Annotated in this window: 12 protein-coding genes; 2 read left to right on the plus strand and 10 right to left on the minus strand. The window is 67.6% G+C overall.

Going from position 1 to position 11,434, the window contains the following annotated elements:
* Positions 1 to 451: 451 nt before the first annotated feature.
* From AC4HOU_RS15820 to AC4HOU_RS15835, 4 genes are all read right to left on the minus strand, one after another.
* Positions 452 to 1,228, minus strand: coding sequence for a glucose 1-dehydrogenase (locus AC4HOU_RS15820; RefSeq protein WP_490724703.1), 777 nt, complete (start codon positions 1,226 to 1,228; stop codon positions 452 to 454).
* Positions 1,229 to 1,305: 77 nt separating this feature from the next.
* On the minus strand, positions 1,306 to 2,151 hold the full coding sequence (locus tag AC4HOU_RS15825) for a helix-turn-helix transcriptional regulator (RefSeq protein WP_195019830.1): 846 nt from the start codon (positions 2,149 to 2,151) through the stop codon (positions 1,306 to 1,308).
* Between the two features lie 117 nt (positions 2,152 to 2,268).
* A complete protein-coding gene (locus tag AC4HOU_RS15830) occupies positions 2,269 to 2,874 on the minus strand; it encodes a dihydrofolate reductase family protein (protein WP_163809740.1) in 606 nt (201 codons plus the stop codon).
* Between the two features lie 280 nt (positions 2,875 to 3,154).
* Positions 3,155 to 3,544 (minus strand): RidA family protein, encoded by a 390-nt coding sequence (locus tag AC4HOU_RS15835; RefSeq protein ID WP_163809739.1) that lies wholly within the window; start codon positions 3,542 to 3,544, stop codon positions 3,155 to 3,157.
* Positions 3,545 to 3,611: 67 nt separating this feature from the next.
* Between AC4HOU_RS15835 and AC4HOU_RS15840 the strand changes: the two genes are divergently transcribed.
* A complete protein-coding gene (locus tag AC4HOU_RS15840; RefSeq protein ID WP_195019831.1) occupies positions 3,612 to 4,214 on the plus strand; it encodes a CGNR zinc finger domain-containing protein in 603 nt (200 codons plus the stop codon).
* 140 nt (positions 4,215 to 4,354) lie between these two features.
* Here the strand turns inward: AC4HOU_RS15840 and AC4HOU_RS15845 are convergent, their stop codons facing one another.
* From AC4HOU_RS15845 to AC4HOU_RS15870, 6 genes are all read right to left on the minus strand, one after another.
* Positions 4,355 to 5,428: a fatty acid desaturase family protein gene (locus AC4HOU_RS15845; RefSeq protein WP_490724704.1), complete on the minus strand. Its 1,074-nt coding sequence runs from the start codon at positions 5,426 to 5,428 to the stop codon at positions 4,355 to 4,357.
* Positions 5,429 to 5,713: 285 nt separating this feature from the next.
* The gene (locus AC4HOU_RS15850; protein WP_163809735.1) at positions 5,714 to 6,277 is read right to left on the minus strand and encodes a DUF6036 family nucleotidyltransferase; all 564 of its coding nucleotides are present in this window, start codon (positions 6,275 to 6,277) and stop codon (positions 5,714 to 5,716) included.
* Entirely contained in the window at positions 6,277 to 6,759 is a 483-nt protein-coding gene (locus AC4HOU_RS15855; protein ID WP_163809975.1) for a helix-turn-helix domain-containing protein, read from the minus strand. The genes AC4HOU_RS15850 and AC4HOU_RS15855 overlap by 1 nt, the downstream gene beginning before the upstream one ends.
* A gap of 192 nt (positions 6,760 to 6,951) precedes the next feature.
* On the minus strand, positions 6,952 to 7,701 hold the full coding sequence (locus tag AC4HOU_RS15860; RefSeq protein ID WP_490724705.1) for an SDR family NAD(P)-dependent oxidoreductase: 750 nt from the start codon (positions 7,699 to 7,701) through the stop codon (positions 6,952 to 6,954).
* Between the two features lie 135 nt (positions 7,702 to 7,836).
* Positions 7,837 to 10,074, minus strand: coding sequence for a helix-turn-helix transcriptional regulator (locus AC4HOU_RS15865; protein WP_490724706.1), 2,238 nt, complete (start codon positions 10,072 to 10,074; stop codon positions 7,837 to 7,839).
* Positions 10,075 to 10,082: 8 nt separating this feature from the next.
* The gene (locus AC4HOU_RS15870) at positions 10,083 to 10,556 is read right to left on the minus strand and encodes an ATP-binding protein (protein ID WP_490724707.1); all 474 of its coding nucleotides are present in this window, start codon (positions 10,554 to 10,556) and stop codon (positions 10,083 to 10,085) included.
* A 346-nt stretch (positions 10,557 to 10,902) separates the two neighbouring features.
* Between AC4HOU_RS15870 and AC4HOU_RS15875 the strand changes: the two genes are divergently transcribed.
* Positions 10,903 to 11,430, plus strand: a complete 528-nt coding sequence (locus AC4HOU_RS15875) for a YybH family protein (protein WP_490724708.1) — start codon at positions 10,903 to 10,905, stop codon at positions 11,428 to 11,430.
* The last annotated feature ends 4 nt before the right edge of the window (positions 11,431 to 11,434 follow it).

The raw sequence follows: 11,434 nt of genomic DNA on the forward strand, positions 1-11,434 counted from the left end.
CGTCCCTGGAGCGTTCGAAACACCTGCAGTCGTGTTCGGCTGAGGTCCAGGCGCGGTGAACAGACGCAGCTCGCCGGCTATATTGACACTTCGTCGCTGCGGCCGGGGCTGGCTGTTCTGATGCAGCATCCGACCGACCATTACGACGCATCGAAGCACCCAAACCGCATATCGTCGAGATCGATCCGGGTGGTGGCGCTGTCGACTACCTCACGACGCGGACAGCCGAGGACCACGCCCTGTACGACTCACCTTGGTGGAAGCCCCGGCGTCTCCTCGGCCTCGCCCATGGACGCGATCGCACGGTTCAACACGGTCGGGTCGTGCGTGCTGGTGCACGGGTGGGCTCAGGACATCGGCCGACTGTTACGTGTGCCGATCGGCGTGATCAACGCGTCTACCCTGATGAACGAGGTCTACCCGAGACCATAGGCAGCCCAGTCTAACTCGGTCACGAAGCTGCCGAAAGCATCGCTGCCGACGAAACGGTGATCAACCCGCCGTCCACAAGCAGATCCTGCCCGTTGATATACGCCGCTTCGTCAGAAGCCAGAAACGCCACTGCCGCCGCCACATCCTCCGGTGTGCCGAGGCGGCCGGCGGAGACCGTGGTGGCTATGGCGGATTCGCGCCCTGGTGCGGCTTCGGCGCGGAAGGCCGGGGTGTCGATGTAGCCGGGGCTTACCGAGTTCACGCGGATACGCCGATCGGTGAGCTCGGCGGCGAGGGTTCGAGACAGGCTTTGCACGGCCGCCTTGGAGGCGGTGTAGAGGGCTGCGGCGGGGGCGCCGCGATACGGGGCGAAGGATGCGTTGATCACGATCGAGGCACCGTCGGGCAGCAGGGGCAGTGTTTTCTGAACTGTGAAGTAGGCGGCCTTGAGGTTGCTGTCGAGGACACGATAGAACTCGGTCTCGTCGACCTCCGTGATGGTGTGGAACGCGCCGATGCCGGAGTTCGCGAATACCACGTCCAGCCGTCCGAAACGGGCGCCGGCTTCGGCTGCGAGTGCTTCGAGATCGGGCAGGGCGGTGGCGTTACCGGCGATACCGATCGCGCGCTCGCCGAGCTCGGCGACCGCGCGATCCAGCCGCGCCTTGTCACGCCCGGTCACGATCACCGTGGCGCCCTCGGCGATGAGCCGGTGGGCGGTGGCGAGGCCCATACCACTGGAACCACCGGTGATGAGCGCGATCTTGTCTGTGAAGCGAGAGTTGTTGTGCGTCATGCCTCCACAGTGCTCGGCCGCCCGCGCGGGGAACAGTGCGCGTTTATGGTGGGTGTGGCACCACCACCCTGCGAAGGTCAGGCGGGCATCGGCACGGCGGTCCGGTGCAGCTGCCGGAGACGTTCGGTAGTCGGTGTGCCAGGGCGGGGGTTGTACAGCACCAGTTGCCATTCGGCCCGGTCGGCCACTGTCAACGTCGTGACGTCGAAGAACAACGGCCCGGCATCCGGATGACGCAGCGCGTTCACCGCCTGCTCCGGCGCACCGACCTCCTGCCGCGCCCAGAGTTCGGCGAATTCGGGGCTCACCGCACCGAGTTCGTCCACCACCCGGCGGAGTTCGGGATCCCCCGGGCAGACCGCCGCGTCGGCCCGGAACGCGGCCACCACGGCGGCCGCGTTGGCGGCCCAGAGCTCGTTCATCGCGCGATAGCGTGGACTGGTGAAGTAGGTGATCAGGCAGTTGTGGTCGCCATCGCGGTAGTCGAAGACCGCCCGCGCGGTGTCGTTGAACGCCCGCACATTCCAGTATCGATCGCGGAGTACGGCGGGCCGGCCCTCCCACCCGTCGACCAACTGCCGAATCTCCGGTGGCACCGCCGAGCGGGGCGCACAGTCCACCGGCGGTGGGTTCGACCCGGCCAACAGGTAGAGGTGCGCGCGTTCGGGTTCGCTCAGCTGCAGCGCCCGGGCGACCGCGTCGAGCACGTCGGCGGAGACCGTGATCTCGCGCCCCTGCTCCAACCAGGTGTACCAGGACACCCCGACCCCGGCGAGCACCGCGACCTCCTCCCGGCGCAGCCCGGGTGTGCGCCGCCTGCCGGACGCGATGATCCCGGCATCCTGGGGACTCAGGCGGGCGCGTCTGGTGCGCAGGAAGTCACGTAACAGTTCGCGACGGGACGGCTCGAACTCGCTGGTCATAAGCGACGACAACGCCGGTCGCGGTGGGCCTGTTCCCGGTGTGGGCGGGCGGGGCACAGTGCGGCGACCGGTAGCTTGCTCCGCGCCCCGCCGACCCGACAGCGATCCAGGTCGACCTCACGCGGGCCCGCCGAGTGGCGGGTGCTCGAGCACGCGGGGCTTGTATTCGACCAGCTGGGTGCGGCCGTCGAAGGTGCGGTGGTCGGTCATCTCGAGGGCGACGTCCGGATAGCCGTCGTAGATGCGTTCTTCGCCCGTGGCGCCGGTGATGACCGGGAACATCACGACGCGGAAGCGGTCGACGAGTCCGGCTCGAAGCAGGGAACGGCTCAGGCTCAGGCTGCCGATCGTGCTGAGGATGCCCGAGCCGTTCGCCTTCATGGCGCGGACCGCCTCGACGGCGTCGTCGCGCACCAGTGTGGAGTTGGCCCAGGTCAGTGGCTCCTCGAGGGTGGAGGAGAATACCACCTTGGGCGCTTGGGTGAGCTCGTCGACGGAGGCCTCTTCTTCGGGCCTGAATTCGTCTTGGCCGTCCGGGACCTGACCGGCGGCGAAGCCCGACATCAGGCGGTAGGTGTTCGCTCCCATCAGGTATGTGACCTTGGGCTGCTCGCCGAGCCACGCGAGGTATTCGGGGCCCTCGAGGCCCCAGAAACCGGGCCATCCCTGGCCCGAGGCGTAGCCGTCGAGGGAGGTGATGAAGTCGACGAGAAGCTCCGACATGGTGGTGTCCTTTCTACGGTGTCACCAGCTCTGACCGATCGGGAACCACAAACTCATCGGTGGCGCCGCGAGGCAGTCGGCAACGCCGAAATCCGGAGTGGTTGCTTCCGGTCACAGCAGCTCACGAACGAGTGGTGCTCGATCGATTGCCGAGTCGACCGAGGGCGATAGTCGATTACGCACGTCCACCCGGCGGTCAGCGGCGTCACCGCTCGACTCGGCTGACGCAGCTGGAGACGGGCCTGCGGCGTGGCCGTCGAAACACTTCGCCCGCAGGCGTTTACACCACGGCCACGGCATCGATCTCGACAAGGCACCCCGGGTTCAGGCCGGCCACCACGTGGACGGTGATGGCCGGCGGCGGGTCCGCCCGGTTCCATACTTCTTGAAAGGCGGCCACGCCCTCGTCGAACGTGTGACCGTCCACCACGGCGATTCGCCAGTGCACGATGTTCGCCAGGCTCGCTCCCTCACTGTCCAGGATGGCGATCAAGTTGCGGAAGGCCTGCCGGGACTGCTCGCCGACCGTGGAGCCGACAACCTTGCCATCGGCGTCTACGCCGTTCTGGCCGCCGATATAGATCGTCTTCGTGAGCTGTTCCACCACGACGGCCTGGCTGAAGGCCGGGCTGCGATGCAGGCCCTCGGGGTTGATGTGCCGTACGGCCATGAGTTTCCTCCTCGATCGTCGAAACCTGTTAAAGCGGTTTCGGTACGACACCAGTTATAGTGGGTTCATGCGAGCGAATGCAACCGGACGGGTGCTGCGCGACCCCAAGGGCGGGTCGTTCCGGTTCGACGCCGGCGCCGTCTGCCTGGACTTCGCCCATACCGGCGGTGAGGGCGAATACGCGAAGTTCGAAAGCCTCCACGAGCCCGACGACCTCGCCGAATGGTTGGCAGCGCCGCCCCTGTTCGCGCTCCCGACAGCTCCCGTGACCGCCCGCGAGCTGACCGCGGCGAAGTCCCTGCGACAAGCGATCTGGGAGGCCGCCCATGCCCGCGCGGACGGCCGACCACTCCCCGCGAGCGCGGTCGAAACGATCAACCGCGCCGCGGCCGCGACGCCGCTGACGCCCGCGCTGGCCACGGACGGTGCCAGTGCCGAATGGGCGGCTCCGGTGCGAGCCACACAGGCACTGTCGACGCTCGCCCGCGAAATGATCGAACTACTGACCGGCCCGCTCGCGGGACGAATCCGCGAATGCGCGGGAGACAACTGCCCCCTGGTTTTCGTGGACACCTCCCGCCCCGGCGCCCGCCGTTGGTGCGCCATGGAACGCTGCGGCAACCGGCACAAGCTTCGCGCCCTACGCGCCCGCCAGGCCGAACAGCGGTGATCAGGATCGAACACCGCCGATCCCGGCGGACCGGGAACAAGCGTTACTCGATCTGAGGGTCGGTCCAGGGCGTCGATTTCGGCGGTCATCAGACAGCACGAGAGCATTGAAGCGTTGAGCCCGCAGTACTGGCCCCTGTTTCATCCGACTCGGAGACCGGCGGGGCCGCCCTTCCGACCGCCCCGCAGCGGCGCGCCGACGTGATGCATGTGCCTCAGCGCCTCACGGTAGGAAGCGATCAACCCCGTCTCGTGGTATGGCACACCGATTTCCGCGCAGTAATCGCGCACGATGGCCTGGGCGTGGCGCAGGTTCGGGGTCGGCATGCTGGGGAACAAGTGGTGCTCGATCTGATAGTTCAGACCGCCGAGCGCGATATCGGTCAGCGTGCCGCCCTTGACGTTTCGGGAGGTCAGTACCTGACGCCGCAGGTAGTCGGGGCGTTCGTCGCCGGTCAAGGTCGGCATGCCCTTGTGGTTCGGCGCGAAGATGCAGCCCATGTACACCCCGAACAGCGCCTGGTGGACGACGAAGAACGCGAAGGCCTTGTCCACGGGCAGGACGACGAACAGGGCCGTCAGGTAGACGGCGAAGTGGCCGAACAGCAGCGCGCCCTCGAGGACACGGTGTTTGACCGATCGGTTTCTGAGCGCGCGCACGCCCGCGACGTGCAGGTTCAGTCCTTCCAGCAGCAGCAGCGGGAAGAACAGGTACGCCTGCGCCTTACCGATGAGGCGCGGCAGCCCTCGGCTGGCCTTCGCCTGCTGTTGCGACCAGACGAGAATGTCGGGCGCTACATCGGGGTCGAGTTCCTCGTGATTCGGGTTGGCGTGGTGGCGCGTGTGTTTGTCCTGCCACCAGCCGTAACCCAACCCGATTCCGGCATTGCCGACGACTCGGCCGACGATTTCCGTCGGGCGACGCAGCCGGAAGACCTGCCGGTGCGCGACATCGTGCATGACCAGAGCGACTTGAGCGAAGGTCACCGCCATGAACGCCGCCACCAGCAGCGTCCACCACGAATCACCGACCAGGGCGAATGCCGCCCAGCCGGCGAGGAAGGCGAACCCGACGAGACCGAGCCGGACCGCGTAGTACACCGGCCGCCGGTCCATCAGGCCCGCCTCGCTGACCCGGCGAAGCAGTGGGGCGTAGTCACCGCCGGCGACGCCGCGCCGCGCCGGCCGTGGAGGGGACAAGGTAGGTGTGGTCATAGAGCTTCCTCGGAGTCGGGGATCCAACCCGCGCGATGCACGGCCGACCGTCGGATGTCGGTCGGCGCCCGGCCCGTAGCGGGCCCTGCGGCGCGGCGATGTCGTTACTCCGAAGCTATGCGCCCTTTTCTCGTCCTATGTAATCCCCTGGTATGACGTCGAATAGCGCCGGGGTGTGAGATCGGTGCGCAAGAGCGCCAGCGTGGATCGAACTGACGTCCGCAACGTTCCGGAGCAGTCCGAGGCCCGATAACCCTTTCGGTACACGAGGCCGGTCGCGCAGACCTACGCCCGGGAGGACAGCCACTCGAGCGCGCGCTCGGCTCCTGACCGGTACCGCTGCGGGACCGACGGCAGGCGTTCCGCGATCACCCTCGAATCCACTAGGCCTGCCTGCAACAGCGCAGTGACGAAGTTCTGATCCTTCTCACGTAGGGCGCACAGTTTCGCTACGCACAAGTCCTCTTTGTCGAGGCACCAGCCAGTGAACTGCGGCTGGCCGGACGGGGCCGCCGTATTGACGTTACGGACTTTGACCAGCCGGTTCCGCCACCCGGCCGGGAGAGCGGAGGTCTCCAGATCGACGCCGTCGATGCTGAATCCATGGAGTTCCTCGAAAGGTGAGAACTCACCGGCGACGCCTTCGATGAGGTCGGCGAGACGCGCCGTCTCGACATTGTCATCGGCGATCGGGAGGATGTCGATCTCCATGGACATCGTCGCGTCCGCGGGGAGTTCCTCCTCGCGGTAGGTTCCGAGGATCGACTGGGAACCCACGACGATCACCTCGGGCTTGCCGATGATCTGGCACGCGGTCCGGATGGCGTGCTCCAACTGGCGGCGGCGCATCAGCCGGCACGCAGCAACTCGGCGCGCTCATCCTGCGGCAGCAATCCACCCATCGGAGAGACCTCGCGCATCTCGATGGAGTCGCGATCCAATCCGGTGAGGACGCGATGGAGACCGGGCACATCGCCGCGTTCGATCAGTGACTCCCAGCGGTCGATATTGCGGGTGTGAGGCTGCCCGGAGACTCCGTCACGCAACCGCTGCAGGTTGCGTTCGATCCGCGGACGCCACGCTTGAAGGGTCGACCGGTTCAGGTGAGTCGAAAGCTGTCGGTGTAGCCGCCATGACCGGTGTTCGGAACGCGTGAGTTCAGGCGTGATCGGTCGCCGGACGATCTCCAGGCAATACCCCATGCAGGACAACAGCCTGGAGAGTTGTTCGTCGCTCATGTTCACCGTGCCGGAAAGGAATTGGCTGATGCTGGGTTGACGGATGCCGCTCACACGCGCCAACTCGGACTGAGTGGTGCCCGTTTCGAGCATCACCTCACGAAGAACTTCACGCCGATCCGACATACACCCAGTATAGCGCGGCATGCTATATAGCAACAGACACTATGGAGCACCCAGCACGACTCTTCAGTGCCCAAGGGTTCGTTTGCATCTCCGAGGGGGGCGCGCCGTAGAAACCTGCAGGCGACGCCCCCTGTGTGCTTCGAGGCCCTGATCCCCCGCTCAGTTCGCGTAGGCGCCGCAGGAGATGTCGATCTGAGTGTCGGTGATCGAGCGGGCTCGGTCGGAGGCGGCGAAGGCGGCGACGTGGCCGACGTCGGTGCGGGTGGCGGCACGTTTGAGCAGAGTGGCGTCGATCATGGACTGCTTGGCAGGTTCGGTTTGCGGGATGTCGGGCAGGGTTTCGGGGATGCCACCGGTGCGCAGCGTGAGCACGCGGACGTTGTGCTGGCCGAGTTCGCAGGCCCACTGCCGGCGCAGCGCCTCGATGGTGTCGCTGCCGATCTGGACGTTGCCGAGTCCGGGCATCTTGCTGGCGTAGTCGGAACCGCCGAAGAAGAGAATGACCCCGGATTCCTGGGTGACCATGTGCCTGGCGGCGGCCTTCGTGGTGTTCAGCTGGGAGGTGAGCAGCCGGGAGATCGAGTTCGCGAAGGCCTCCACCTGGAGGTCGGCGAGCGGGCCGAACAATGCGTCCTGGGAGATCACATTCACCGAAATGTCCAGGCTGCCAGCCTTTTCGACAACGGCGGCGGCGTGATCGTCGACGGCGGACCCGTCCAACACGTCGACCACGGCGGTTTCCGCGCGGCCGCCGTCGGCCCGGATCTTGTCGGCCACGGCATCCAAGGTGGCGGCCGTGCGGCCGACCAGGAAGCAGTTGGCGCCTTCGGCCGCAAAGCTCGCGGCAATGGCAGAACCGATGGCGCCGGCCGCGCCATAGATGACGGCGGTTTTGTTGTCGAGGAGCATGTGCGTCTCATTTCCGTGTGCGGTGACAACCTGACGCGAGCGACGCTATGTCGACAGTACGACCGGCCGCATCGGTCGATCGACTGGTGTGTGGCGGCGGTGTACGGGGCCGAATGGGTAACCGGGCGCCCGGGCCTACAGCCGGAACTGTGCGAGATCAGCTCGGCGGGTGATTCCCAGCTTCGGGTAGGCCTTGTACAGGTGATGGCCGATGGTGCGCGGGCTGAGAAAGAGCCGGGCACCGATTTCCTTGTTGCTGTATCCGGCGGCGGCCAGGCGCACCACCTGCGTTTCCTGCGGCGTCAGCTGGGCGAGCGGATCGGTGCGCCGCGGCGCGGTCGGTGGGTCGCCGAGTGCGGCGAGTTCGGCGTTCACCCGCGCCAGCCAAGCCCGGGCGCCGAGCTGGTCGAACGTGTCGAGCGCCTCGGCCAGTTGAGCGCGCGCCTCGGAGCGTCTGCGGCGGCGGCGCAGCCACTCGCCGTAGACCAACTGGGTTCGCGCGCGATCGTAGGGACCGCCGTGCTTGTGGTGCTGTGTCAGCGCCGTCGCGTAGAGGTCACCAGCGTCGTCGCCGGTCGCCAGTAATGCGCGGCAGCGCGATCGCAGCGCCGACGGCAAGGCGGTTCCGACGCACTCGGCCCACTGTTCGAAGCCGGCGAGGTGATCGCAGGCCCGCTCGCGACGACCAGCACGCACGGCCGCCTCGACGTGGTCGGGTACCGCGCGAATCAGGAAGTCGTATGCGGCTGGCCCGGAGCACACGCTGTCGAGCCGGTCGAGCGCGGCCTCGAAGTCGCCCGCGGCCAGATCCACGATGGCGACTCCCCATTCGGCGAGCGCCGCATGTGTGCGATGGGTCGCGGACAAACTCGCCCGGATCTCCCCGGCCAACGCCCGACACTCCTCTCCGCTCACCGCCGCCAGCCACACCTCGATCGCCCGCAGTGCGCCCGCCTCGATCGGCATGCCGATCTCCGCGCTGAGCGCGATCCCCTCGGCGACCGCCGATTTGGCTTCACCGAAAGCCCCGGAGAACATCTGCGCGAGCGCGGCCACTTCGAGCCCGTACGGCACCCAGTGCAGCTCACCGATCGCACGCGCGCCCGCGATCATCTCGTCCATCACGGCGGCCGCTGCCGCGTCGTCGGCCAGTATCAACGCGCTGAACGCGGCGACCACCTTGTGCAGATCATCGACCGTATCGCCCTGCGCGGCAGCGACTTGCGCGGCCATCACCTCGACGGCTGCCGCGGCCGCACCGCCGAGCAGGTCCGCCCAGGCGATCTGGGCGGCCGCGTGCGGGCGCAGCGGCGAATCATCCGGAAGTCGAAGGGAATTCAACAGCTCGGTGCCCCGAAGCAGGAGGGCACGGTCGGCCGCGTCACGCGCGCAGCAGAGCGCTTCGGCCAGGAAGAACTCCGCGCGTTCGGGATCGACGTCCGCGATCAGTTCGGCGGCCCGCAGGCTGAGTTCGGCATCCGCGGCGGGCGAGGTGCGCTCGTATTCGACCTGGGCTCTGATATGCGTTGCGTCCGCGATGATTCCGAGGTCGTCGGTGAGCGCGGCGGCTTCGGCGGCCAGCCGGGTCGCGCGGTCCGGTTTGCCCGCATCGTAGGCGGCGCGCGCGGCCAGCAGTATGCGATTGGCCTTGCGCTCCGGATCCACGCTCAGCCGCCCGGCGCGGTCGTAGGCCGCCGAGACCGCCATGGCACCGCCCCGCGCCTGCTGCCGGCGCGCGGTCTGCTCGAGCACAGCGGCCACGCTCTCATCGGGCTTCGTGGTGGCCGCCGCGAGGTGCCAGGCGCGGCGGTCGGCGTCTGCGGGCGCGGTCAGCGCCACCGCGAACCGCTCGTGCACGGCGATCCGCTGATGGTGCGGCGCGTTCCGGTAGACGGCGGCGCGGATGAGTGGATGCCGGAACTCCAGGCGATCGCTGTCCACGCTCACCAGTCCGGCGCGCTCGGCCGGCTCCAGATCCACACCCGACAATCCGAAGCCGGCGGCGACGCCGAGCACCGTGCCGATATCGGTGCCGCTGTCGGCCGCCGCGATCAACAGCAGAGTGCGGGTGCCCTCGGGAAGGTCGGCGATCTGCGCGCGGAAGCTCTCCTGCACCCGTGAGGTGGCGGCCAGCGGGCCGACTTCATGGCCTGGATCCAATCGCCCGCTGGCTTCCGCGGCGCGGCGGGCACTACCCAGTTCCTGCAGAGCCAGCGGATTACCGGCCGATTCCGCCAGCACCCGCTCGCGGCCAGGCACGGTGAGGCCCGGCGTGTATCGATCGAGCAGTTCGGCGGCTGCGGCCTGGGGCAGACCGGTCAAGCGCATGCTCGCGATGCCAGGAGTCGGGAAGGACACCGCGGTGTCACGCACCCCGAGGATCATCGCCCGGCGTCCTCGCCGAAACGCCGGGCGGCGAACAGCAGTGCGTCGATGGAGCTCTGATCGACCCACTGGGCGTCGTCCACGAGCAGCAGCGTCGGCGTCTCGGCGGCCAACTCCGCGAGCAACGTCAATGTCGCGGCGCCGACCAGGAAGCGGTTGACCTCGGCCGCCTCCGCCTGGCCGAACGCCGCGCGCAGGGCCACCGCCTGCGGTCCGGGCAGCCGGTCGATCCGATCGGTGAAGGGGTTCAGCAGCATATGCAGCACCCCGAACCCCAATTCGGCCTCGGATTCGACACCGACACCACGCAGTACCCGCATGCCCTCGGCCGCTTCACCGGCGTACCGGAGCAGCGCGGACTTCCCGATGCCCGCCTCCCCGCGGATAGCCAGCGCACGGCCGTGCCCCGCCATCGCATCGGCCAGCAGGTCACGGATGCCGACCTGCTCGACGTCCCGTCCCACCAGCATTCGGTCAGCATAATCCCGGTCGGTGGGCGCGACCGGGGTCGTCCAGCCCGCATGGGCGCCGGGCGGTCCGGAGAGCCGAGCAGTGGAATCGGCCGATTGTTCCCACCGCAGCCGTAGGAGAGCGGGCCGGGCAGCAGCGCGATCGTCGTCGCGCGCCCGACCATGCTCGCTGTAAGAGCAGTTCCGGTCATGACGAACGGCGCTCGGACCACCGCCGGACACTCCGCACGACCGGAGCGACCACGAGGGCGCCTCACATTCGACCGGACCGCGTCGTCGGAGTGCTGAAGCCATGCGTCGGTCGCCAGGAATGGCGATCGCGGACGGAAACTCGAACGGAGACATGATGACGTCGAATGAGCGGGAGATCCGGGCGCTGCTGGCGAGCCGGACCGAGGCACAGCGCGCGAAGGACATCGATCGGCTGATGTCGTTCTATTCGCCCGACATTGTCTACTACGATGCCGTCGCACCGCTGCGGTTCACCGGAACCGATGAGGTGCGCCGCAATTTCGTGCGATGGTTCGACGGCTATGACGGTCCTGTCGGCCTGGAAACCCATGACCTGTCCATCGTCGCGGACCGTGATGTCGCATTCGCGAATATGCTCCACCTGGACTCGGGTAAGCACAAGGGCGGCATCGAGCTGTCGATCTGGGTGCGAGAAACCGTCTGCCTGCGGCGCTCGGACGGTCGATGGTCGATCACACACGAGCACATTTCGATCCCGTTCAGCCCGAAGAACTTCCAGATCTGGGTTGCCACCGAGAAGGACTCGCCCGTCCGGGGCGGCAGGACGATCTTTCATCTGGCCGTCAGCGGCTTGGCCGCTCGTTTCGGCCTGCGCAGACGGCTGCCGGACCGGCCACAATGATCGG

This window comes from Nocardia sp. JCM 38205 (assembly GCF_058222935.1).